The organism is Thermosulfurimonas sp. (genome assembly GCF_015491435.1).
In the GTDB taxonomy this organism is placed as follows: Bacteria; Desulfobacterota; Thermodesulfobacteria; order Thermodesulfobacteriales; family Thermodesulfobacteriaceae; genus Thermosulfurimonas_A.
The window spans coordinates 1-22,525 of the sequence record NZ_WFVX01000141.1; the positions used below are offsets into that span (position 1 = coordinate 1).

At 58.7% G+C, this 22,525-nt stretch carries 26 protein-coding genes and 2 tRNA genes; 10 read left to right on the top strand and 18 right to left on the bottom strand.

Features of this window, described 5'->3' with window-relative positions:
• The 8 genes from F8J34_RS06400 to F8J34_RS06435 all read right to left on the bottom strand — a co-directional run.
• Nucleotides 1–428 (bottom strand): asparagine synthase-related protein (locus F8J34_RS06400; RefSeq protein ID WP_297057302.1); only part of this gene is annotated, 428 nt, incomplete at its 3' end.
• Complete coding sequence (locus F8J34_RS06405) at nt 425–1,624, bottom strand: homocysteine biosynthesis protein (protein WP_297057303.1); 1,200 nt, start codon at nt 1,622–1,624, stop codon at nt 425–427. The genes F8J34_RS06405 and F8J34_RS06400, both read right to left, overlap by 4 nt.
• A gap of 9 nt (nt 1,625–1,633) precedes the next feature.
• Nucleotides 1,634–2,230 carry a CBS domain-containing protein gene (locus tag F8J34_RS06410; RefSeq protein WP_297057305.1) on the bottom strand — a complete coding sequence of 199 codons (597 nt, stop codon included), beginning with the start codon at nt 2,228–2,230 and terminating at the stop codon, nt 1,634–1,636.
• Nucleotides 2,231–2,292: 62 nt separating this feature from the next.
• Nucleotides 2,293–3,006: a sulfite exporter TauE/SafE family protein gene (locus F8J34_RS06415; RefSeq protein WP_297057307.1), complete on the bottom strand. Its 714-nt coding sequence runs from the start codon at nt 3,004–3,006 to the stop codon at nt 2,293–2,295.
• Entirely contained in the window at nt 3,006–4,268 is a 1,263-nt protein-coding gene (hisS, locus tag F8J34_RS06420; RefSeq protein WP_297057309.1) for a histidine--tRNA ligase, read from the bottom strand. The genes F8J34_RS06415 and hisS overlap by 1 nt, the downstream gene beginning before the upstream one ends.
• 19 nt (nt 4,269–4,287) lie before the next feature.
• A complete protein-coding gene (locus F8J34_RS06425) occupies nt 4,288–4,626 on the bottom strand; it encodes a DUF190 domain-containing protein (protein WP_297057311.1) in 339 nt (112 codons plus the stop codon).
• The gene (gene crcB / locus F8J34_RS06430) at nt 4,623–4,997 is read right to left on the bottom strand and encodes a fluoride efflux transporter CrcB (protein ID WP_297057314.1); all 375 of its coding nucleotides are present in this window, start codon (nt 4,995–4,997) and stop codon (nt 4,623–4,625) included. Before crcB ends, F8J34_RS06425 begins: the two co-directional genes overlap by 4 nt.
• Before the next feature lie 3 nt (nt 4,998–5,000).
• A complete protein-coding gene (locus F8J34_RS06435) occupies nt 5,001–6,704 on the bottom strand; it encodes an FAD-dependent oxidoreductase (protein ID WP_297057316.1) in 1,704 nt (567 codons plus the stop codon).
• Between the two features lie 135 nt (nt 6,705–6,839).
• Between F8J34_RS06435 and trpD the strand changes: the two genes are divergently transcribed.
• The 3 genes from trpD to F8J34_RS06450 are packed head-to-tail and all read left to right on the top strand — an operon-like array spanning nt 6,840 to nt 9,884.
• Nucleotides 6,840–7,874, top strand: coding sequence for an anthranilate phosphoribosyltransferase (gene trpD / locus F8J34_RS06440; RefSeq protein WP_297057318.1), 1,035 nt, complete (start codon nt 6,840–6,842; stop codon nt 7,872–7,874).
• 9 nt (nt 7,875–7,883) lie between these two features.
• Nucleotides 7,884–9,224: a TrkH family potassium uptake protein gene (locus F8J34_RS06445; RefSeq protein ID WP_297057321.1), complete on the top strand. Its 1,341-nt coding sequence runs from the start codon at nt 7,884–7,886 to the stop codon at nt 9,222–9,224.
• A gap of 3 nt (nt 9,225–9,227) precedes the next feature.
• Nucleotides 9,228–9,884 carry a TrkA family potassium uptake protein gene (locus F8J34_RS06450; protein ID WP_297057324.1) on the top strand — a complete coding sequence of 219 codons (657 nt, stop codon included), beginning with the start codon at nt 9,228–9,230 and terminating at the stop codon, nt 9,882–9,884.
• Here the strand turns inward: F8J34_RS06450 and F8J34_RS06455 are convergent.
• The 6 genes from F8J34_RS06455 to F8J34_RS06480 all read right to left on the bottom strand — a co-directional run bounded on the left by F8J34_RS06455 (nt 9,871) and on the right by F8J34_RS06480 (nt 15,799).
• The gene (locus F8J34_RS06455; RefSeq protein ID WP_363315430.1) at nt 9,871–10,677 is read right to left on the bottom strand and encodes a chloride channel protein; all 807 of its coding nucleotides are present in this window, start codon (nt 10,675–10,677) and stop codon (nt 9,871–9,873) included. The two genes, F8J34_RS06450 and F8J34_RS06455, sit on opposite strands and share 14 nt — an antisense overlap.
• Nucleotides 10,678–10,706: 29 nt before the next feature.
• Nucleotides 10,707–11,438 carry a chloride channel protein gene (locus F8J34_RS06460; protein ID WP_297057326.1) on the bottom strand — a complete coding sequence of 244 codons (732 nt, stop codon included), beginning with the start codon at nt 11,436–11,438 and terminating at the stop codon, nt 10,707–10,709.
• 222 nt (nt 11,439–11,660) lie between these two features.
• Nucleotides 11,661–12,068, bottom strand: a complete 408-nt coding sequence (locus F8J34_RS06465) for a hypothetical protein (RefSeq protein WP_297057329.1) — start codon at nt 12,066–12,068, stop codon at nt 11,661–11,663.
• A 2-nt stretch (nt 12,069–12,070) separates the two neighbouring features.
• Complete coding sequence (locus F8J34_RS06470; RefSeq protein ID WP_297057331.1) at nt 12,071–12,955, bottom strand: sulfite exporter TauE/SafE family protein; 885 nt, start codon at nt 12,953–12,955, stop codon at nt 12,071–12,073.
• Nucleotides 12,956–13,091: 136 nt separating this feature from the next.
• Nucleotides 13,092–14,033 (bottom strand): universal stress protein, encoded by a 942-nt coding sequence (locus tag F8J34_RS06475; RefSeq protein ID WP_297057334.1) that lies wholly within the window; start codon nt 14,031–14,033, stop codon nt 13,092–13,094.
• A 20-nt stretch (nt 14,034–14,053) separates the two neighbouring features.
• Nucleotides 14,054–15,799 (bottom strand): ArsB/NhaD family transporter, encoded by a 1,746-nt coding sequence (locus tag F8J34_RS06480; protein ID WP_297057336.1) that lies wholly within the window; start codon nt 15,797–15,799, stop codon nt 14,054–14,056.
• Nucleotides 15,800–15,870: 71 nt separating this feature from the next.
• Here F8J34_RS06480 and F8J34_RS06485 point away from each other — a divergent pair, with 71 nt between their 5' ends.
• Nucleotides 15,871–16,137 (top strand): hypothetical protein, encoded by a 267-nt coding sequence (locus F8J34_RS06485; RefSeq protein ID WP_297057339.1) that lies wholly within the window; start codon nt 15,871–15,873, stop codon nt 16,135–16,137.
• Here F8J34_RS06485 and F8J34_RS06490 read toward each other — a convergent pair.
• The 3 genes from F8J34_RS06490 to F8J34_RS06500 are packed head-to-tail and all read right to left on the bottom strand — an operon-like array spanning nt 16,129 to nt 18,635.
• Entirely contained in the window at nt 16,129–17,322 is a 1,194-nt protein-coding gene (locus tag F8J34_RS06490; protein WP_297057341.1) for an ATP-binding protein, read from the bottom strand. The genes F8J34_RS06485 and F8J34_RS06490 overlap by 9 nt on opposite strands.
• Before the next feature lie 37 nt (nt 17,323–17,359).
• Nucleotides 17,360–17,983: a TrmH family RNA methyltransferase gene (locus F8J34_RS06495; RefSeq protein ID WP_297057344.1), complete on the bottom strand. Its 624-nt coding sequence runs from the start codon at nt 17,981–17,983 to the stop codon at nt 17,360–17,362.
• Nucleotides 17,970–18,635 carry a Crp/Fnr family transcriptional regulator gene (locus F8J34_RS06500; protein WP_297057347.1) on the bottom strand — a complete coding sequence of 222 codons (666 nt, stop codon included), beginning with the start codon at nt 18,633–18,635 and terminating at the stop codon, nt 17,970–17,972. The genes F8J34_RS06495 and F8J34_RS06500 overlap by 14 nt, the downstream gene beginning before the upstream one ends.
• A 72-nt stretch (nt 18,636–18,707) precedes the next feature.
• On the opposite strand from F8J34_RS06500, the gene F8J34_RS06505 reads away from it, so the two are divergent.
• From F8J34_RS06505 to F8J34_RS06525, 5 genes are all read left to right on the top strand, one after another.
• Nucleotides 18,708–18,779, top strand: a tRNA-Met gene (locus tag F8J34_RS06505).
• 24 nt (nt 18,780–18,803) lie between these two features.
• Nucleotides 18,804–18,878, top strand: a tRNA-Cys gene (locus F8J34_RS06510).
• Between the two features lie 19 nt (nt 18,879–18,897).
• Nucleotides 18,898–19,263 carry a hypothetical protein gene (locus F8J34_RS06515; protein WP_297057349.1) on the top strand — a complete coding sequence of 122 codons (366 nt, stop codon included), beginning with the start codon at nt 18,898–18,900 and terminating at the stop codon, nt 19,261–19,263.
• Between the two features lie 6 nt (nt 19,264–19,269).
• Nucleotides 19,270–19,641 carry a 6-carboxytetrahydropterin synthase QueD gene (gene queD, locus F8J34_RS06520; protein ID WP_297057353.1) on the top strand — a complete coding sequence of 124 codons (372 nt, stop codon included), beginning with the start codon at nt 19,270–19,272 and terminating at the stop codon, nt 19,639–19,641.
• 1 nt (nt 19,642) lies between these two features.
• Nucleotides 19,643–20,272 (top strand): radical SAM protein, encoded by a 630-nt coding sequence (locus F8J34_RS06525; RefSeq protein WP_297057356.1) that lies wholly within the window; start codon nt 19,643–19,645, stop codon nt 20,270–20,272.
• On the opposite strand, the gene F8J34_RS06530 is transcribed toward F8J34_RS06525, so the two are convergent.
• Nucleotides 20,269–21,873 (bottom strand): carbon starvation protein A, encoded by a 1,605-nt coding sequence (locus F8J34_RS06530; RefSeq protein WP_297057358.1) that lies wholly within the window; start codon nt 21,871–21,873, stop codon nt 20,269–20,271. The two genes, F8J34_RS06525 and F8J34_RS06530, sit on opposite strands and share 4 nt — an antisense overlap.
• Before the next feature lie 105 nt (nt 21,874–21,978).
• Here F8J34_RS06530 and F8J34_RS06535 point away from each other — a divergent pair.
• Nucleotides 21,979–22,525 (top strand): PAS domain-containing protein (locus F8J34_RS06535; protein ID WP_297057361.1); only part of this gene is annotated, 547 nt, incomplete at its 3' end.

Sequence of the window (22,525 nt, forward strand, 5' to 3'; positions counted from 1 at the left end):
GCCTCAGCCAGCGGACTCCTTACTCCGAGTTCCCGCAGGGCCCTGAGCCCCGGACGATCGGTTCGCAGGTCATCGGCCTGGGTACCGTCGCAGAGAACCCACCCCCCGGCTTCCTCCCGAAAACGGACCAGAAGCTCGCGTTTACAGTAATAGCATCGGTCCGGAGGATTCTGAAGAAAGGCCGGAAGACCCAGGGGATCAAAGAAGATCTCCCGGTGATCCGTCCCCAGGAGATCCGCCGTCCGGCGGGCCCATTGCCCTTCCCCGGAGGGAAAGATGGGCCCTACCGCGGTAAGGGTCCTCACCCTTTCCGGCCCCAGGATGCGCACCGCCGCAGCGGCCAGCACCCCACTGTCCACCCCCCCGGAAAGGGCCACCGCCACCGCCGGAAAAGAACGCAGGATCCTCTCCAGGGCCTCGGGGATCACTGTTTCCTGGGCCGGAAAGGAAAGAGCTCCGCTCCGGGAATAGGGGCCACCGGCTCGGTAAGAAGCATCTCCCCGCGCTTGATCCAGCCCTTCAGGATCTCCGCGATCTCCCGGGCCCGCACATAGCTTGAAATAGGCACCGTAGGCACTTCCTTGTCCAGGACCTTGATCTTTCCGCTCTTAAGCTCCGCGTAACTTACCACCCCGTAGTTGCGCTTGATCCCGTTGGGATAATCGTAGGCGTAATCCACTATCTGGGTAAAGATCTCCTCGTCGCTAAGCCCCGCGTAACGGGCCACCTCTTCGTTGAGGATGGGAATGGGGATACCCAGCCCCACGGCCATGGAACAGCCGTAGCCCAGATGACTGGTCCCCACCACCCAGCGGGGGTCCATCTCCTTGAGATTCCCCAGGACCATGAGGGTGGCCGCCGGGGTAAAGGGTACCCCTTTGTCCGTACGTTTTACGTTCATGTTGTGCTGGGTGCCGGCATAGATTACATACCCCTTGGCTCCCCCCAGAAAGATGCGCGTGCCTATGCCGATGGTCTTGAGATAGGGATCCTTGAGAAGGGGAGAGAGCTGCCCGGCGGTGGCATAATTGGCGTTTCCAGCATGCGGCCTCAGAATCCCCATATAGGTGTAAAGGGTCTTTTCCGAGAGGTTGATCGCACAGTTATAATTCTGGTAAGCATTCCGGGGATTGCAGAGCACGGCATAGGGCAGATCCTTGAGGGTGATCTCGGTCTCGTATTCCTTACGGGGATAACAATGGGTACCGTAAGCAATGGCCCGGAGATGCACCTTCTTTCCGGCCACCAGATCGTGGATCACGTGCCCTCCGCCGTAACGAAACTCCCCGGGGAAGACCTTGTTCAGGGGGTCATCTTCGGCCGGCTCCGTGGCCCCGATGTAGATATCCACCGCCGCCAGCCCCGCATAGGCCGGAACCCCGTTCAACCAGACCCGATAGGCCTTGATGGTGGGAACAGGGTGCCCGAAATTGATAAAGGCCCCGGAGGAACACATGGGAGAGAAGGTCCCGGTGGTGACCACGTCCACCTCCCGCGCCGCCTCCACCGGACCGACCTCCTTCACTATCCGAACCATCTCCTCGGCGGTAACCACCACCGCCTCTCCCCGGCGAATCTTCTCGTTGATCTCCTCAATACTCTTCTGGACCTTAAACTCTCCCATCTCCCCCTCCTAATCCACTATGGAGATTACTCGATGCCCCGAGACCTCCAGCGCCGAGGCCAGGGGCTCTACCGGTAACTTCTCCAGACGGATGTAATAGATCTTCTCCCCTCCGGGGCTTACATCCATTCCGATGGAGATGACCCGGCCTCCGTACTGCCGGATGATGTCCAGGACCTCATCCAGACCCTCCGGCTCCCGGGGAATAACGTCCAGCCTGGAGCTGGATCGCAACAACCCCATCAACTCGATAAAGGCCTCCAGTAGATCGGTGATGGTGATGATCCCCACCAGCCGATGGTTCTCCACCACCGGAAGGCCCCCGATCTTGTAGCGATAGATCAACCGGGCCGCCTCGTCCACCGTGGCTTCCGGAGAAACGGTGATGGGATTGAGGATCATCACCTCCCGCACCATCCGGCTCAACTCCTCCGGACGAGCATACTGACGAATGCTGCTCTCGGTAACCAGCCCCAGAAGCCTATCGCCCCGGGTGACCGGAAGGTGTCTTATAGCGTGCCGCTTCATGAGCTGAATAGCTTCCTCCAGGGTGGCCTCCGGGGAAACGGTGACCACTTCTTTCACCATCCAGTGTTTGACCTTCAATCCCTCTCCCCTAGCGGCTTTTAACCCAATCTATCCCGATTGCCCCCTCTCGGCAAGAGCGCTCAAAAAGACCTGATAAGAGATGCACCGGCAGAAAGTAAGAGCAAAAAATGGACTAAACGCCGGTAAGAACGTTCTCCCAGTCGAAAATAAAGGATCTGGCCCAGAATCATCCCGGCCAGTACCGCGGGCAGATAGCGGCCGTAGAGGTGCCAGACCGCAGGGGTAAGGTTTCCGTAAAGACCGTGGGCCAGAATCACGCCTCCCACCAGAAGGAGAAAGGTCCCCTGCAGGGCGCTCTTCAGGGCGTCTTTCTGCATTTCCAGAAGGCTAACGTAAATAACCACCGGAGGCCCCGGTGTATTGAGGAGACCTCCCAGGAACCCCGCGGCCAGTCCGAAGATCGGTCCCCAGGCAGGGGAAATTCGCCCCCGGGTGGAGCCGGGATGAAAGATCTCCCACAGGGCGTAGCCGGAAACGGTTACCGCCAGGATCAGACGGGGAATACGTTCCGGGAAAAATCCCAGGGCTTTGGCCCCCAGAAAGACCCCCGGAAGGGCTCCCAGAAGTAAACCCGCCACCGGACGGATCCGGAAATCCCGCCGCATCCACCAGAGCATGATGGCATTAAGGGTGAACCCGAAAAGGGCCACCAGGGGAACCACCAGGACCAGGGGCTGAAAGAAGGAAAGAAAGGGCACCGCCAGCAGGGCGAAAGCGAATCCGGCCAGACCATGCACGAAGGCAGCGGTGAAAAGGATAAGGGCTTCCGGCATCAGAAAAGGATCTCGATCAGGACGCGGTTGAGCAGATCCTCCAGATCCCGAAAGGGCAGGGAAAGCTGGGTGCCGGAGGTCAGGTCCTTGAGCAGGGCGCGTTGTTCCTGCAGTTCCTGTTCTCCCAGAATAAGGGCCCACCTTGCGGAGAGACGGTCGGCCTGGCGCAGGAGGGCCTTAAGACTGCGCCCCTCGTAATCGGATTCCACCTTAAGCCCTCTCTCCCGCAAAAGCGCGGCCAGACGGAAGGCCCAGCGCCGGGCCTCTTCTCCCAGCGGAGCAATGAACAGATCCGGTGCTGTCCCTTCTTTGGGGGCCCCGCGGGCCACAAGCGACCAGCGTTCCATTCCGATGGCAAAACCCACCGCCGGGGTCTCCGGCCCTCCGAGAGCGGAAACCAGCCCATCGTAACGCCCACCGGCAGCCACCGTGTCCTGGGCCCCTAGCCCCGCGGCCTTGATCTCAAAGATGGTACGGGTGTAATAATCCAGCCCCCGTACCAGCCGGGGATTCTCGGTAAAGACGATCCCACCCTCCTGGAGATAGGTTTTAAAATGCTGGTAATGCCGTCGGCAATCCTCGCAGAGAAAGGCGGAAAGCACGGGGGCCTCCTGGTATTCCTTCTGACACCCCTCCCGCTTACAATCCAGGGCCCGGAGAGGGTTGCGTTCCGTCCGTCTTCGACAATCCTCACAGAGGCGTTCCCGACGCGAAAAAAGAAACTCGCGCAGGGTCTCCCGGTAAGGGGCACGGCACCCCGGACACCCCAGGGAATTGATCTCCAGACGCAGCTCCCTCGCTCCTCCGGCCCGGAGAATCCCCAGGGCCAGAGCCACCAGCTCCGCATCCATCCCGGCCGAGGCCGCCCCGAAGACCTCCACGTCTATCTGATGGAACTGGCGCAGACGCCCCTTCTGCGGCCTTTCATGGCGAAACATGGGCCCGATGGTAAAGAGCTTTAAAGGCTTGGGACGACTATATAACCCGTGTTCGATAAAGGCCCGAACCACCCCGGCGGTGGCCTCCGGACGAAGGGTGAGACTGTCCCCGCTGCGATCCTGAAAGGTGTACATCTCCTTCTCCACGATATCCGTGGACTCGCCGATGCTTCGCGCAAAAAGCTCCGTGCGCTCCAGGATGGGGAGCCGAATCTCGGAAAATCCGTGACGCCGCAGGATCTCCCGGGCCTGTTCCTCAAGCCACCTGAAGACCCCGGCTTCCTCCGGCAAAAGATCCTTAAAACCCCTTACAGCCTTAATCATCTCTCGAATTCTTCCCTAATCATCTCTCGCAGGGCGGTTTCTTGTGGCAGATGAGATAAAGATCCGTGACCGTGATCATACCCCGGGTGAGAATTTTTTCCAGTTCCGGGAGCAACTCCTCCACCTTTTCCCGGGTTTCCACCACCTCTATCTTCAGGGGAAGATTCTCTGCCGCCCGCAGGAGACGACCGGTATGAATCTTCTTGTCCGGACCGTAACCATAAACCCCCTTAAACATGGTCAGACCGTGAATATCCCGTTCCCAGAGGAAATCCAGAATAGCCCGATAGAGCGGTTTCCGGCCTATCTTTTCGTCCTCATCCACATAAATAGATAAAAGAACACAGCGTCCGTTCATCGCACCAGATATCGGACCAGGACCTCTCCCAGCCGGACCCCGGTCAACCCCAGGCCTATACTAAGCACTATATTCAAAAAGGTAAATAACCATTCTCCTTCCCGCAGGAGTTGGTGCGTTTCGTAAGCGAAGGTGGAGAAGGTGGTAAAGGACCCCAGAAATCCCACCGCCACCAGCAGACGCGCTTCCGGGGAAACGAGGAGGGTCTGGGTGGCCAGTTCCATGAAAAAGCCCAGGACGAAGGACCCCAGGATGTTCACAGCCAGGGTTCCCAGGGGGAAACCCGCCCCGAAGCGGAGAAACCAGCCGCTCACCAGATAACGGCACACTGCCCCCATCCCTCCTCCCAGACCGATATAGAGGAACTTCATGGATTAAAGCTCCACTCCCCAGCGCCGCAGGAAGTTGAGCCCTCCCGGAGGCACGAAGGTTCGGGTATATCCGGCGGCGGTGAGCCATCGCTGGGCCTCATAAGCTCGACGACTGGAATTGCAGATGAGGATCACGTCCTTATCCCGCGGGATTCGATCCATCTCGCGCCGCACCTTGTCGTACTCCACATGGATCCAGCGTCCGGGATATTTCTTGACCAGGGGTTCGGCCTCCCGGGGATGACGCGTATCCACAAAAACCGTGTTCGGATCCCCTTCGCGCAAACGCCGGAGAACCTCCTCCCAGTCTATCTGGACCAGAAGGCCGGTAAGAAGATTCTCGGCGGTATGGGCTACATCATGGATGGGATCCAGAGCCGAATTATAGGGCGGAGCATAGGCCAGTTCCAGCTGGATCAGATCCTCCACCGTGGGCCGATGGGGAAGGAGGGAGGAGATGGCATGGATCCGGGCGAGCGTCCCGTCGGTATTGGGACCCACCGATTGAAAGCCCAGCACCCGCCGGGTGCGCCGATCAAAAACCAGCTCCACAAAGATGAATTCCGCACCGGGATAGTAATGGGCCCGCTCGGTCTGGTTGTTCAAGGCATAGTCCGCATCAAAGCCCTCGGCCCGGGCCACGGAAAGCGAGATCCCGCAGGCCCCGATGGCCAGATCGAAGCATTTCATGATAAACGCTCCCACCGTACCCGGGAAACGGGTGGGACGCCCGGCCAGATTGTCTCCGATGACCCGCCCCTCCCGATTGGCCAGCGACCCGAGGGGCATGACCACCCTCTTTCCCAGAACCAGATGCGGAATCTCCACACAGTCTCCCCCGGCATAGATAGTGGGGTCCGAGGTCTGCATCCGATCGTTCACCACAATCCCCATGTTCACCAGAAGCCCGGCCTTGCGGGCCAGTTCCACGTTGGGTCTTACCCCGGTGGCAAAGATTACGATATCTGCGGGGTAAGTCCCTTTCTCCTCCACCACCTCGGTAACCCGACCGTCCTTGCCCCGGATTTCCTTGATCCGGGCGTTCACCACCACCTCCACCCCCTTTTCCCGCAGGTGATGCTCCACCATACGGGCGAGAGGCTTATCAATAAGCCGGGGGAGCACCTGATCGAAGTACTCCAGCACCGTGGTCTTCACCCCCCAGAGATCGGCGAAGGCCTCGGCCATCTCCAGCCCGATAGGTCCGGCCCCGATAATCACCGCCCGTTCCACCTCTCCTTTGGCCAGGCGCTGTTTGATCTCTATGGCCTTGTGCAGATCGGAAACGGTAAATACCCCCTCGAGGTCGCGTCCGGGAATGGGGGGCACGAAGGGCGTGGAACCGGTAGCCAGGACCAGGTAGTCATAGGGGATCTCTTCCTCCTCTCCCGAGTCCAAGTGCTTTACCTTTACCACCTTGCGTTGCCGATCCACCTCGGTGGCCAGGGTCCGGGTAAGCACCCGATCAATGGCCTTGGCGTTCTCGAAAAAGGCCTCGTCGCGCAGCATGTGAAAGGAGGTCTCCCGCAGATGATTCTCGTCGGGAATGTCCCCGGAAACATAATACGGAATACCGCAGCCCCCGTAGGAGATGAGGTTATCTTTATCTATGAGGGTTATCTCCAGGCTGGGATCCAGGCGCTTGGCCCGACAGGCGGCCTTGGGCCCGCAGGCCACCGCCCCGATAACGACCACTTTTTTACCCATTTCTCTTCCTCCCCGCTCTTTTTGTTCTTTCTTAGCACCGTGAGGCCTCCTTCGCAATCTCTGGATTTCGGACTTGTTTCTCCGGACCCCAGAGGTAAAATGCCCTTGGCAGAGGTCTAAAGACAGGGTTAAGGCATGGAAACCCTCAAGCCCTATTTAAAGAAACTGGTAGAGGGGCAGGAACTCTCGGAAGAAGAAACCATGGAGCTGGTGGGGCTGCTCGTGGAGGGGCAGGCCACCCCGGCTCAGATAGGGGCCCTGCTTACGGCCTGGCGTATGCGCGGGGAGAGCTGGCGCGAGGTGGCCGGAGCGGCCCGGGCCCTGAGGGAGCGTATGGTGCGGGTGCCCCATGGGGTTTCTCCCCCGGTGGTTGACACCTGTGGCACCGGGGGCGACGCCAAGGGCACCTTCAATGTCTCCACCGCTGCGGCCCTGGTGGTGGCTGCCGCGGGAGTCCCGGTAGCCAAACACGGGAACCGGTCTGTGACCAGCCGATCCGGAAGCGCGGACGTGATCGAGGCCCTCGGAATCCCGGTGGAGGTTCCTCCCGAACTTTCGGCCCGGGCCCTGGAGGAAGTGGGTTTTTGTTTCCTCTTCGCCCCGGCTCACCATCCGGCCCTCCGGACGGTCATGGAACCACGACGGGAACTGGGCTTTCGTACCATCTTCAATCTCCTGGGCCCCCTCTGCAACCCGGCCGGAGCCGATACCCAGATCCTGGGGGTCTTCGACTTCCTGCTCACCGAAAAGATGGCCTTTGCTCTGGACGCCCTGGGCTGTCGCCGGGCCTTAGTGGTCTTCGGGGAAGGAGGCTACGACGAATTCACGGTCACCGGTTCAACCAAGGTCTCCGAACTCCGGGAGGGACGCATCACCACTTACTACGTGGATCCCCCGGACGTGGGGCTGGAACTCTGCGAGGACCCCGAAGCCCTGAAGGGGGGAGATGCCCGGGAAAACGCCCGCATTATCGAAGACCTCCTGACCGGTCGCGACACCGGCCCCCGCCGGGACATGGTGCTTCTCAACGCCGGAGCCGCCCTTTACGCCGCCGAAAAGACCCTGGATCTTAAAGGCGGAGTGGCCCTGGCCCGGGAGATCCTGGAGTCCGGGGCCGCAGCCCGGAAACTCGAGGAAATAAAACGCTTCTATCGTACTCTGCGCACCTGACCCGTCCCCATGTCCTCCCCTCTCAAGCCCACCCTTTACCTGGTCTCCTCCTTTGCCGGAGCCATAATCCTGGGCACCATCCTCCTGTCACTGCCCTGGATGCATCAGGATGGACTGGCCTTCATCGATGCCCTCTTCACCGCCACTTCAGCGGTTTGTGTTACCGGATTGACGGTGGTGGATACCGCCTCGGCCTTTACCCTGCCCGGCAAAGTGGTCATCCTGATCCTGATTCAGCTCGGGGGATTGGGGGTCATGACCTTTTATTCCATGTTCTTCCTGCTGCGCGGACGCCGTATCCCCATCGAGGAACGCCTCATCCTGCGGGAAAGCTTCTGGGGGCGTCGGGGGGGGCGCCTCTCCAGCCTCATCCTTACCATCCTCTTTTACACCATGGTGGTAGAGTTTCTGGTTACCCTCCTTCTCTTCCCCTTTCTGGCCCGGTATTACTCCTGGCCCTCAGCCCTCTTTCATGCCCTGTTTCACGCCGTCTCCGCCTTCTGTAATGCCGGTTTTTCCGACCTTCCCGGAGGACTGGAGCCCTTTGCCCGGAGTTATTTCTTTCCCCTGATCCTGATGCTGGCTATCCTGGCCGGTAATACCGGCTTCCCCATCGTCTTTGAGGGGGTACACCGCTTCCGCCAAAAGAATCGCTCCTGGTCGCTACATTTCAAGCTCACCCTCCTCATTCATCTCCTCCTGGTACTCATCGGGGCCCTGGTCTTTCTGTGGCTGGAAAACGAAGGGGCCCTGCGGGAATTTCCCGCTCCTCTCCGGATCCTCCAGGCCGTCTTCCTTTCGGTCACCCCGCGCACCGCTGGTTTTTCCTTTCTGGATATCCGGTATCTGAGCGTGCCTTCCCTTTATTTCCTGCTCTTTCTCATGCTGGTGGGGGCCTGCCCGGGATCCACCGGGGGAGGCATCAAAACCACCACCTTCGGGGTGCTTGCCGCCACGGTGTGGAGCCGGCTGCGAGGGTTTTCCCGCACCTCCGTCTTCGGACGCACCATTCCCGACTCCCAGGTTACCAAGGCCCTCACCCTGGTGGGACTCTATCTCCTGGTCATCTTTACCGCCCAGTTCTTCCTCATCTCCCTGCCCCCGCACCGCCCCTTCCTTAACTCCGGCTCGGAGTTCCTGGCCCACCTCTTCGAAGTCTTTTCCGCCCTGGGCACGGTGGGGCTTTCCACCGGCATAACCCCCCATCTCTCCACGCCGGCCAAAGGGGTGCTCATCCTCACCATGTTCACCGGAAGGGTGGGAGTCCTCTCCCTGGCCATGCTTTTGAGCGGGCTTCCCGCCCGGTCCAAAACCTTTTATTATGCTCAGGAAGAAGTCCTTCTGGGGTAGGATATGGCTCGCAAACGTTTCGGAATCATAGGTCTGGGACGTTTCGGAAGTTATCTCGCCCGCACCCTGGCCAAGGAAGGGCAGGAGGTGCTGGCCCTGGACCGCTCGGAAAAGGCCGTTCAGGCGGTAGCCGAAGAGGTCTCCTACGCCGTGGTTGGGGACGCCACCCAGAAGGAAACCCTGGAACATCTGGGGTTCCATAAGGTGGACGCCGCGGTGGTGGCCATAGGGACCCTATCCCAGAGCGTGCTGGTCACCCTTTATCTGCGGGAGATGGGGGTCCCTCGCATCCTGGCCAAGGCCCAGAACGAAACCGAGGGCAAGATCCTCTCTCTGGTGGGAGCCCATCAGGTCATCATCCCGGAAAGGGATTCCGCGGTGCGCCTGGCTCGATCCCTGGTCATGCCCAATCTCCTGGATTTCCTGCCCCTGCTGCCGGATTTCTATATCGCCGAGATCCCCGCCCCGGAGGAGTTCCTGGGGAAGAGCCTCAAGGAGCTCGACCTTCGTCGCCATTATCGGGTCCATGTCCTGGGGGTGAAAAAGGGGTTCTCCGAGCACATGCATCTTTTTCCGGCGGCGGACTATACCATCGAAAAAGGGGATCTCCTCTATCTGGCCGGGCACCGGAAGGATCTGGAACGCTTCATGTCTCCCTGACCCCGGGAAGATACCGTTTGGCCAGTTCCCTCTCCTGAAAGGCCATAATGTCCTTGAGCGAGATCATCCCCACCACCCTCCGGGACCCCTCCGTGGCCACCACCGGCAATTGAGAAACCCCCAGACGGGCCATGCGCGAAAGGGCGGTAAAGAGATCATCCTCCGGGGTTACGGTAACCACCTTCCGGGTGGCGATATCCCGGGCGGTAAAGGGTTTTTCCGAAAAGAGCACCCGTCGCAGATCGTGGAAGGAGATAAGGCCCGAGAGTTCTCCCCGGGAATCCAGCACCAGGATATAGGAATGAGGGGCCCTTTCGAATACACTCAGGATCTTCTCCCGGGGTAGATCCTCCGGAACGGAGGGGAAATCCCGGTGCATGATCTCCTTCACCCTGGCGCTCTTAAGCAGGGTCTCCTCCCATCCTCGCCGCAGGGAAAGCCCGCGGCGCTCAAGTTTTATGGTATAGATGGAGCCCCTCTTGAGATAAGTGGAAATAAAGGTGGATACGATGCAGGAGAGCATGAGAGGGAGGATGATGCTATAGTCCCCGGTGAGCTCGAAGATGATGAGGATGGCGGTGATGGGGCCGTGGGTGGTGGCGGCCACCACGGCCCCCATCCCCACCAGAGCGTAAGCCCCAGGAGAAGCGGTAAGGGAGGGAAACAGGGCATGGACCACCGATCCCACAAAGCCTCCGGTCATGGCCCCGATGTAAAGGGAGGGAGCAAACACTCCCCCGGAGTGCCCGGCTCCCAGGACTATCGAGGTAGCCAGGATTTTCAGAAAAATCAAGGCAAAAAGCAGTTTGGCTGGAAGCTGCCCTAAAAGGGCCTGGTTGACCGTACCGTACCGTAGCCCACTCCGAAAACATAGGGCACCCCCACCAGAAATCCGCCCATAATAAGCCCCCCGATAAAGGGATGCAGATACTCGGGAAGGGGGAGCCGGGCAAAGAGGTCCTCCGAGCGGTAAAGGACCTCGATAAAGAGTACTCCGATTAATCCAGCTATCACTCCCAGAAGAAGATAAAAGGAATATTCGTGGAGGCTTACCAGAGAATAAGAGGGGGCCTTGAGGGCCGGGAAATCCCCCAGATATTTACGGGCCACCGTGGTGGCGGTAACCGAGGAAAGCACGATGGGACTGAAACGTTCCAGACGAAAATCCGAAAGCAGGATCTCCACGGCGAAAAGCACCCCGGCGATGGGGGCATTGAAGGTGGCTGCGATCCCGGCCGCGGCTCCACAGCCCACAAAAGTCCGCAGACGTTCCTGAGGAACCCGTAGGAGTTGCCCCACCATGGAGCCGGCCGAGGAACCGATCATCACGATGGGTCCTTCGCGCCCCACCGAACTTCCGGAACCGATACAGATAGCCGAAACCAGCATCTGAAGAACCGTGAGGCGGGCCCGAATACGTCCCCCCCGCACTACCAGGGCTTCCATGATCTCCGGCACCCCGTGTCCTTTGGCCTCCCGGGCCCAGAAATGAATGATGGGCCCTACCACCAGACCGGCCAGGGCCGGGAAGAGGAGCTTCTCCCAGAAAGGCACCTCTCGATAGAAATAGATAAAGTCCTGGGAATGACGATAGAAAAATTCCTGAAAGAACTTGATCAGAAACCGGAAGGCAATAGCCCCCCAGCCTCCGATGAGGCCGATAAGGATGGCCAGCAGGGCGGTTATTAAGTGTTCATCAAAACGCCGCCGAATAAAAACCCTCCCTGCCTATGATAGCACAGGGAGGAAGGCTTAAACAACCAAAAATTTGGGGATCTATTTGGTCTTAAAGAGAAGGGAGATGATGAATTCCGCTGCTCCCACCAAAAGGAGGATCCGGTAGGTGAGGCTGGGAGCCTTAAAAACCGCCGCCAGCATACTGATGAGCGGGGTGATCATGAGAAGGAGCACTCCCAGCATGCTCAGGGTGTCCATGTATCCCAGATTCTTGAAGATCCAGCCGTAACCGTGGACCTCAAAGCCCTTTACCTGACGCCAGAACTCCGCCGCCGAACCGGTCCAGTATTTACTGACCTCGGCCAGAGGGATATAGGGCCGGATCCCCAGGAAATAGAGAATGGCCGGAATGACCATCATGATCACACCCAACACCGTAAAGATGATCATGGTCTTCCCGAAAACCAACCCCATCTCGTCCACCTGAATCTTGCGTTCCTCAGCCATGGCTACGCCCCCGGAATAATGTGTGGAATGACGCCCAGGCCCTGCAAGCCTTTGATCACGTTCATAAAGCCGGCCAGAAAGAGGATGGCCAGCACCATCCAGCGCACAAAGACCGGTTTGATGATCTCCGCCACCTTGGCCCCGATCCGGGCCCCGATGGTAATGCCCACCACCGCCGGAATTACGATGGAGGGAAGGATGGCTCCCTTGGTAAGATAGATCCCGATGGCCGGGGCGTTGGCGGTGATGATGAGCATACTGGTGGCGGTGGCTACCTTGATGGGAGCCCCCATAAGCATGTTCAGCACCGGCACGTTGGCCCACCCGGCTCCCAGACCGAACATCCCGGCCACGAACCCGATAATGGCAAAAACCACCAGAGAGAGAGGGGTGTTCTTTACCTGAAAGCGTACAATACGCCCCAGGGAAGGCTCGAACCACTCTCCCCGGAGCCCCAGGGCCCGGGACCACCCGTCCACCTCTTCGTCGCGCACCTCCGGAAACTCCAGACGCTTCGAAAGCATCATTACCGCAAAGACCAGCAGGATAATGGCTCCCAGCATGATCTCGATGTAGTACTTCCCACCGGGAAAGGCGCTGGTCACCTTAAGACCGATGATGCCCCCCACCACCGAGGTGATGATCATCACCGGAGCCATAAGGGCGAAGATACGAATGTTGGCCAGCCCGATCTTGGTAAGGTAGGGGACCGAAGAAAGGGCCGAGGTCACCGCCATTACCAGACCGGCGCCTCGAATAAAATCTACATGAAAGGGAAAAATAATGGTGGAAAGAGGAACAAAAAGCACTCCTCCCCCCACTCCGGACACCGGCGAAATAATACCGATCAACAGAGTGAAAATAAAAAGAATAATAGACCACTCCATCTATCCGCCTCCGAAACTTAGTTCCGTTTCAACTCCTCTTTATCTCAGAGTCTCTTAGCAACTTTTGGTCCTCCTGTCAAACGGAATTTTTTACCAAAATCGGCCATCTGGGGTAATTGTACCTGTTTTGGGATGGTTAAGTTCTATTTACTACCACCACGGTGGGCGAAACAACCCGGTGGATCACCCGTTCGGAAACACTCCCCACCAGGACCTCCTTGAGATACCCCCTCCCTCGACGACCCATAAAGACCAGATCGTAACCCCCGGCCTCGGCCTCCCGCACGATCTCCTCCGCCGGATCCCCGGAAACCCTTTTGGTGAGGATACGGGTCTTGAGACCCAGATCCCGCAGGAATTGTTCGGCCTCGGCAAGCACCGCCTCGGCCTCTTCGGAACGGATCTTCTTTTCCAGGACCGAAAGGATTTCCACCACATAGAAAAGTACGATCTCCCGGGGTTCCCAGAGCAACCCCAGCCCGGCAGCCTCCTCCAGGGCCTTGCGGGCATAGGGGGACCCATCCAGACACACCAGGAATCGCGGATCGCGGCAGTGAGCCTTCTCCGCAAAAAGGCGCCCCACCACATAGGTGGAATGTTCGCCCGGACGATGCAAAAGGGCGTGAGTACAGCTTCCCAGCACCAGCTCCGCCAGATGGGACCGGGCCCGACGGGCGATGATCTCCGCCTTTATCCCCTCGCGGTTGGCCCAGAGCACCAGTTCTCGCGGAGGGTGGCCGCGCAGAATGACCCTCTCCACCGCCACCTCCGGAAGATCCCTCCGCAGACGTTCTTCGGCCTGAGCCAGAAAGGGCCGGGCCTCCTTCTCAAGATATTTTTCGTAAAGGTCCCGCAACAGGCCGCTTTCCTCCAGGAGGGCCTCCAGACGCAGGTCCCGACCCAGGGCCTTCTTCAGGGCATCATCCGAGACCACATGGACCAGATAGATCTTCTCCACCAGTCCGGGAGGCATCTCCCGAAGCATGCACACCAGAAAATCCAGGAGCATCTCCGAAGATCCATCCTTGCCCAGGGGAACCATGGGCTTGGCCAGATGAGGCAAAAACCTCTGGGGCATTTTTGTCCTCCTGCCAGGAATTAATAGAAGATCAGAAGCCATACGTTGGCTATGGCCACACTTATGAGCATATAAATGAATCCCACCTTCATGTACTCGAAGAATTTGATTCGATGCCCGGCGGCCTCGGCGATTCCCAGGGTCACCACATTGGCACTGGCTCCGATCATGGTGCCGTTACCGCCGAAACAGGCTCCCAGGGCCAGGGCCCACCACAGGACATGCGTCTCGGCCCCCGGGATGACCCGGCTCAGATAGGCGGTGATGGGAAGCATGGTGGCGGTAAAGGGAATATTATCCACAAAAGCACTCATGATGGCCGCCACCCACAGGATAAGACAGGTGGCCACGGTAAGGGAACCCTGGGAAAGCCTGTAAACCCCATCGGCCACCATATCCAGAAGCCCGGTCTCCTCCACCGAACCCACCAGGATGAAAAGGAACATGAAAAAGAGAAGCGTGGTCCATTCGATGTCTTTTTCCACCACCTCCAGGAGATCCACCTTTTTGGTTACCAGGGCGTAGGTAAAGAGAAGGGAGGCCCCGAAGAGCGCGGCTACCGAAACCTCCATATGAAAGATCCCGTGGGTAATGAAGAAAAAGATCACCACGGTCATGATGATCAGCCCCACGGCAAGCAGGGTACCGTCGGTGATACGATATTCCTCGCGAAGTTTGGCGATAAAGGCCTCCACGTCCTCCACCCTGGCCCGGGCGTAATCCTTCCCATAGACCAAGCGGGAAAAAAAGAAAAGGGCCACCATGGAAAGGGCCACCACCGGCCCGAGGTTCTCCACGAACTGCATGAAGGTAAGCCCGGCGTAGGAACCGATCATGATGTTCGGAGGGTCACCGATGAGGGTGGCGGTGCCCCCGATGTTGGAGGCCAGGATCTCGGGAATGAGAAGGACCAGAGGGGAGATCCCTAGGGAGAGGGCGATCTCAATGGTCACCGGGGTAAGGAGCAGCATGGTGGTAACGTTATCCAGAAAGGCCGAGGTAACCGCTGTAAAGGTGGAAAGGATCACACAAAGGAGGAATACGTTCCCCCGGGCCAGCTGATAGCTCTTGTACGCACACCACTGAAAGATCCCGGTGCGCTTGAGCACCCCCACAATGATCATCATACCCATAAGGAGAAAGATCACGTTCATATCGATGGCGGCGATGGCCCGCTCGTATGAAATGATGTGAAAGGCCGGATCCCAGATGCCCAGGGTGTAGGTGACAGCGAGCATCAGAGCAGCCCCCAGCATGGCGGCCACGGTACGGTGGAGGAGTTCGAAACTTATGAGCACGTAAGCCAGAATGAAGACCACGGTCGAGATCCAGAAGGCCGGGCCAGGATACCGCTTGAGGATCACGTTCTTGACCACGAAGAGATCCTGCCCGTGCACGGCCCATTCCGAGGGCTCTATCTCCAGTTCCACGGGCCGGAAACTGCTCTTGTAGATCTCCACCACCAGTTTTCCCTTACGGAAGGCTTCCTCCGGCACCTCGGCCACCACCTGAAAAGAACCATCGGCCTCGGTCTCCAGGCTTTCCAGCTCTTCATGCCCGTGTCGGCCTTTACGGAAGGTGAGGGGCTTTCCGTTGAGCAGGAGACGGATTTCGGCCTCATCCACCGGCTCTTTGTGGGTATCCAGCACCCTTCCGGTGAGATGGAGGCGCAGGAGTCTTTCCCCGGGAGGGGTGGTTTCCGCGGCCCATCCCTTCATTCCCAAGCACAAAAACCCTAGGACCAGGACCAACACCGCCTTTCTCATCTCTTCCCCTCCGCAAGGTGTTATCCCTCAAGGCTTTACTAAAAAATCCCGCTCCTGTAAATCCTTTAGGGATGAAAACCTTCCGTTCGGCCAAAGACCTGCGGCTTTTCCTCAAAAGGTTTTTCAGGGAAAGGCTTCCCGGCCTGCCTGCGGACTTCCGTCTGGAGGTGGAGGTTTATTCTTATCGACCCCCCAGGGCGGCCCTCAGGCTCCCGGTACATTCCGAGGGGAACCCCGCCCGGGCCCATCAGGTGGATCGTCTGGTAGCGGAGCTGGAAAGGGAGGGACTGGAGCTCGAGGTCTTCTATCTGGACGACGAGGCCGAGGCCCTATCCTGAACGGAGTTTATCCTCAAGCCAGAGGGGAAACTCAAACCAGGGCAGGGCCAGATTTCCCTGAGGAAGGAGCCTTCTCTCCTCCACCTGGCAGACCAATACCCCCTCCCCGGCTTCCTTTCCCGCAAGTTCCCTGAATTTTTTTAAGGGTTCCCAGTGCCTGGGCGTCGGGGTAGCCGTGAGTTTGATTTCCACCGGATAAAGCTTTCCCTGAAGGGGAAGGATCAGGTCCACCTCCAAACCCTGGCGGGTGCGGAAGTAATAAAGATCGGGGGAAAGGCCCCAGTGGGCCATGAGTTTTAGGGCCTCACAGACCACCCAACCCTCAAAGAGGGGACCTCCCAGGGGACCGGAAAGAGCCGTCTCCGGAGAGGGTAAGCGGGTAAGGGTACAGACCAAGGCACTATCCAGGAAATAGAGCCGGGGTCTCTTGACTACCCTCTTGCGGAGATTGCGATAAAACGGAGGCAGAAGATAGACAATGTAGGAGGCCTCAAGCACCGAGATCCAGCTCTTTATCGTGGGTACACTCACTCCCACCTCCGCGGCTAAACGACTGTAGTTCAATTCCTGGCCGTGGAGAGCGGCGAGAAGCCGGATAAAAGTCTCAAAAAGTTTTAGCTCGCGGATATTTTGCAGCTGGCGCACATCTCTTTCCAGATAGGTCTGAAGATAAGAACGAACCCAGAGCTCCCTCTTTTCGGGATATAACGCGACCTCTGGATACCCTCCGAGCCAGAGGTATTCCTCGAGCGTTCTCCGGGGGAACAGATCTTTAATCTCGGAAAAGGAAAAGGGGAGCAGTTCCAGGAGGGCCACACGCCCGGCAAGGGATTCGGTAATCTGACTCATGAGTTGAAACTGTTGGGATCCGGTAAGGAGAAAACGTCCGGAAAGATGGCGTTTACGATCTATTTCCATTTTGAGGTAGGGAAAAAGTGGGGGAACATACTGGACTTCGTCCAGAATGAGGCTTTTATCCCGAAAACGGGAGAGAAAGCCCCGGGGATCGGAAAGCGCGAACTCTCTTTCCAGGGGATCATCAAAGCTGAGATAAGCATAGCGATCTCCGAATTCCCGGAGAAGAAAGGTGGTCTTTCCCGACTGACGGGGGCCGGTGATGAGGACCGCAGGAAAATTCTTTACCGCTTCATCCACGGCCCTTTTAAGAAGGCGAGGAACATACATGCGAAAAAATTAAACTTGAACTTTAAATTTGTCAAAACTAACCTCGGCGCTGGGTGATGATGTCCTCGTAGGCCCATTTTTTCAGGATGGCCTCCATCTCTTTCCGGGTAAGTTGAGGGCGTTCGTAGAGGCCCGCGGCCTCACGCTGGCGAAAGGCCTCATAGAGGATGATCCCGGTAGCCACGGAAACGTTGAGACTCCGGACCATCCCCATCATAGGGATCATGATCCGGTGGGTGGCCAGGGGAAGCAGCTCTGGCGAGACCCCTTCCACTTCGTTCCCCACCACGATCACCGTGGGGCGGGTATAGTCCACCTCGCGGAAGTCGCGGGTTCCGGCCCCGAGCCAGGTTACCACCACCTGATATCCATCCCGAAGAAATTCCCGGAGTTTCTCCACCGGATCCTCCACCCTTTCCAGAAAGACCCAGCGATGGGCCCCCAGGGTTACCGCCTCGTTGATCGGCGGACCCTTCGGATCCGGATATCCGTAAAAGATGCGCAGGATGCCCACCGCTTCGGCCGTGCGGATGAGAGCAGAGAAATTGTGTTCGTTGCGGACCCGGTCCATGAAAAGGACCAGATCCCTCTGACGTTTTTCCAGGACCTCCCTCATGCGAGAAAGTCGCCGGGGGAGAACCAGGTATCTATCCCCGCCCAATTCGACGCAATCCCTCCTGATCCAGAATCCTTATCTGTCGGCCGGAAACCTGGATGAGCCCCTCCTCGGAGAAGCGGGAAAGCACCCGGGAGAGGGTCTCGGGCACGGTCCCCAAAAGAGCGGCCAGTTCGCCTTTAGGGATCTCCAGCTCGAACTCCGGCCCCCGATGTTCCAAAAGATAGAGAAGATAGGCCGCCAAGCGTTCCGGGACCTCCTTTAAGGACAGGGAATCCACCAGTGCGGCCATGGTCCGGAGACGCAGGGAGAGGAGGGCGAGCATATTGAGGGCCAGCTCCGGGCGTCGGCGAATGAGGTCCAGAAAGGCCTCCCGGGGGAAAAAGAGGACCCGGGCCGGGGTGAGGGCCTCGGCCCAGGCCGGATATCGGGAACCGGAAAAGAGGGCCGCTTCGGCAAAGGCCTCTCCGGGCCCCAGGATATGCAGGGTCTGCTGGCGTCCCCGGGCCGAGAGCCTATAAATCTTAACCATTCCCTCCGCCACCAGATAAAACCCCCGGGCCTCCTCCTCGGCGGAAAAAATCACCCCGCCCTTATCATAGGAACGAAGCAGGGCTATCCCCGCCAGCCGGGAAAGATCCTCCTCGGAAAGCCCCCGAAACAGGGTGGATTTTTCCAGGATCTTCTTTACTTCCATAGAACTTATATTTAAGCCTAACTCCGGACTCTTGACAAAGGAGGCATCCCCTGAAAGATTATAGTAGATGCTGGCGGCGTAGCTCAGCGGTAGAGCGGGGATCTCATAAGTCCTAGGTCGGGGGTTCGAGTCCCTCCGCCGCCATGGTAAAATAGGAGAAGCTAGAACGGCGGCGTAGCCAAGTGGTAAGGCGACGGCCTGCAAAGCCGTGAATCCGGGGTTCGAATCCCCGCGCCGCCTCCATTAAGGAGCGAGGTAAAAAGTGTCCGCTGCTTCCAACCCCGGGTTCTCCGAGGAAGCCTTAAGGCCTCTGATAGAAAAGCTTGTCTCCGAGGCCGTGGCCAAATTTATCCAGGAGAACGAACTTCGGGCCCGGGAACTTTCCCTCATGGAGAGAATCATCCGGGTGGAGGAAGAACTGAAGGCCCTGCGCGAGATCCAGCTCTCCATGCTCCGCGAGATGAACGCTCGCTTTGAAGCCATGGACAAACGCTTTGAGGCTCTTCAGCGGGAAATGGACAAGCGCTTCGAGGCCATGGAGAAAAGGCTAAACTTTATGCAATGGTTCATGGGGGCGGGGTTCGCTTTTCTCACCATCCTGGTCACTTTATTCAGATTCCTCCATTAAGGAAAGATGTACGAACTTACCGTAAGAGACGAATTTTCCGCCGCTCACCAGCTCCGGGGCTACGAAGGGGCCTGCGAGCATCTCCATGGACACAACTGGAAGGTGGAGGTGGCGGTACGGGGCAGGGATCTCAACTCCATCGGGATCCTCATCGATTTTAAGGAGCTCAAAAGGGCCCTGCGGGAGGTCCTGGGCGAACTCGATCACCGTAATCTCAACGAACTCCCGGCCTTTCGGGAACTCAATCCCTCCTCGGAAAACCTGGCCCGGTATATCTTTGATCGGCTTCGGGAACGACTTGCCGGAAAACCGGTCAAGGTCTATCGGGTTACGGTGTGCGAAACCGAAAGGGCCTGTGCCAGTTATCTTGAGGACTAATTTGCTCCGGGTCGCCGAACTCCTGGTAACCCTGCAGGGGGAGGGAAGTGCCGCCGGGTGTCCGGTTTTCCTGGTGAGGCTTTCCGGTTGCAACCTGGCCTGCTCCTGGTGCGACACCCCGGGAACTCGAGCCCCCGAAAGCGGTACCCTTTTCACCCTGACGGAAATCCTTGAGCGCTGGCGGGCCTCCGGGCTGCGCGAGGTGCTTCTTACCGGAGGGGAACCCCTGCTTCAGGAAGGGGTCTATCCTTTGATGGAGGCCCTGCTTTCCGAAGGGGCCCGGATCTATCTGGAAACCAACGGCAGTATCTCCCTTTCCCGGGTCCCCCGGGAGGTGGTCAAGATCATGGATCTCAAAACCCCCTCCTCGGGCATGAGCCGGGCCAACCTCTATACCAACCTCCGTTATCTGGATCGCAAGGATCAGATCAAGTTCGTCATCGCCGACGAGGAAGACTATCTCTGGGCCCGGGAGAAGGTGCAGGAACTGGGGCTTTCCTATTTTACCCAGGTCCTCCTCTCCCCGGCCTGGGGAAGGATGCCTCCTCCCAAACTGGCCCGCCTCATCCTGCAGGACCGTCTGCCGGTAAGATTCCAGCTTCAGCTACACAAGTTGCTGGATCTTCCCTAGGATCTTTCCCGAGGCCGGGGTGTACGTTTCAGGGTTACGCCCAGAAGAAAGAGGGTGAGTCCCAGCAACAGCAGGGCCAGGACGGAGAGCAGGAGATGCCCGGAACGCATGTTTCGGTGGAAGATGATCCCCAGAGCGGTAAGGGTAACCGCCAGCATAAAGAGGGCCGGAAGGAGGGTGAACCCGCGCGGTCTTCCGGACACGGTCAACCACACCGTAAGGGCCAGAAGGGCAAGAGCCGCCAGAAGTTGATTGGCCGCTCCCATGAGGGGCCAGATCTTTTGCCAGGCCCCGGAGAAGGCCAGAGCCGCGGAAAGCCCTACCGCCACAAGGGTAAAGGCCACCCGGCTCCGGGGGGTGGAAACATGTTCCCCCTCCCGGGAGAAGAGTTCCTCGAGCATAAAGCGGGCCACGCGCGTGGCGGTGTCCAGAGAGGTGAGGGCGAAGGCCGAGACCGCCAGGGCGGCAAAGGCCCGTCCTTTTTCCGGAGGGATCCCCAGGGCGGAGAAGAAGCCCGCCACCCCGGTGGCAAAGGTGGCGATGGGCCCCCGGGTATGAAGGAGCCCCTGATAATCGGTCAGACTCAGACCCACCACGGCACAGAGGGAGATGACGCCCAGTAACCCTTCGAGAAGCATGGCCCCGTAGCCCACCCAGCGGGCCTGTGATTCCCGGGCCACCTGTCTGGCGGTGGTGCCGGAGCCCACCAGGGAATGGAAACCGGAGATGGCCCCGCAGGAGGTGATCACAAACAGGATGGGAAAGAGGGGACCTAACTGGTTGGAAAAACCGGTAAAGGCCGGAAGCTCTATCCTGGGAGGATGGAGGAGAAGGCCGCAGAAGGCCCCCAGGAGAAGACCGTAGAGGAGAAAGGCATTGAGGTAATCGCGGGGCTGAAGCAGGAGCCATACCGGAAAGACTGCGGCCACAAAGATATAGGCAAAGAGAAGGAGTCTCCAGGTGGTTTCCGGGAGATGGAGGGGCCATCGGAACCCGGCCCAGATGGAGAGAAGGAGCCCCAGGATCCCCAGAAGGGTAAGGCCTCCCAAGGGAAGATGAACCCGGTAATAGAGTACTCCGAAGATCACCGCCAGGAGGAGGAAACCCAGGGAAGCGGTGGCCACCGGGGGAGAGGCCACGAAGGTCTTGGCCACAATCACATCAAAGGCAGCCACCACCAGGATCAGGGTAGCTACGGCAAAGAGCAGAAACCCCTTCTGGGCCACCGGCCCCAGATACTGCCGCAGGATTTCCCCGATGGAACGCCCCTCGTGCCGCAGGGAGGCCATGATGGAACCCATGTCGTGGACCCCACCGGCGAGGACCGCTCCCAGGACCAGCCAGAGGAAGACCCCCAGCCATCCATAGGAGGCGGCCAGGATAGGACCCACGATGGGCCCGGCCCCGGCTATGGAGGCAAAATGATGCCCGAAAAGCACCGGCGTGGAGGTGGGAACGAAATCCAGACCATCCCGCAACCGATGGGCCGGGGTGGGACGCCGATCGTCCACCCCAAACCAGCGCGAAAGAAGCCTCCCGTAAAAGATGAAACCGGCCAGGAATATAGCCCCGGCCAGAAGGACCAGCGACCGGGCCGACATGTCCCTAATTGAAAGGGCTTTTCCGCCCCTTGTCAACCGAAAAAAGTCCTCTATAGTAGGAGCCAAATCAATATTCGTTTATTTTTGGTTTATTTTTAGATATTTATGTTTATCCTCCGAGAAGACTCCGAAACCTATCGGGTGGCCCTGGAGGCCGCACCCCTTCTGGTGATCGATGCGGACTTTCGCGTACGTTACATGAACAGTACGGCCCGAAAAGAATACCGGTACGAGGGAGCCCTTCCGGTACCCTGCTATACCCTCTCCCACGGACTCGAAGAACCCTGCCCCGGGGAATGTCCCCTGAGGAGCATCCTGGCCACCGGACAACCCCGGGTATGTATCCATCGCCACCGCCATGAGAAAATCCAGCGTTACGAAAAAATTCTGGCCTCCCCGGTGTACGACACCCGGGGATACCTGCGGGGCATCGCGGAGATCCTGGTGGACATCACTCCTCAGATAAAAATGGAGCTGCAACTCCAGGAGGCCAGGAAAAGGGAGGCCCTGTGCCGGGTGGTCGGCGGACTGGCCCATCAATTCAATAACCTCCTTATGGTCATCCAGGGCCTCAGCGAGCTGGTGCTTCTGGATCTGGGTCAGGAACACCGCCTATCTTCCCATATTCAGCGCATCCTCCAGGCCTGCCACC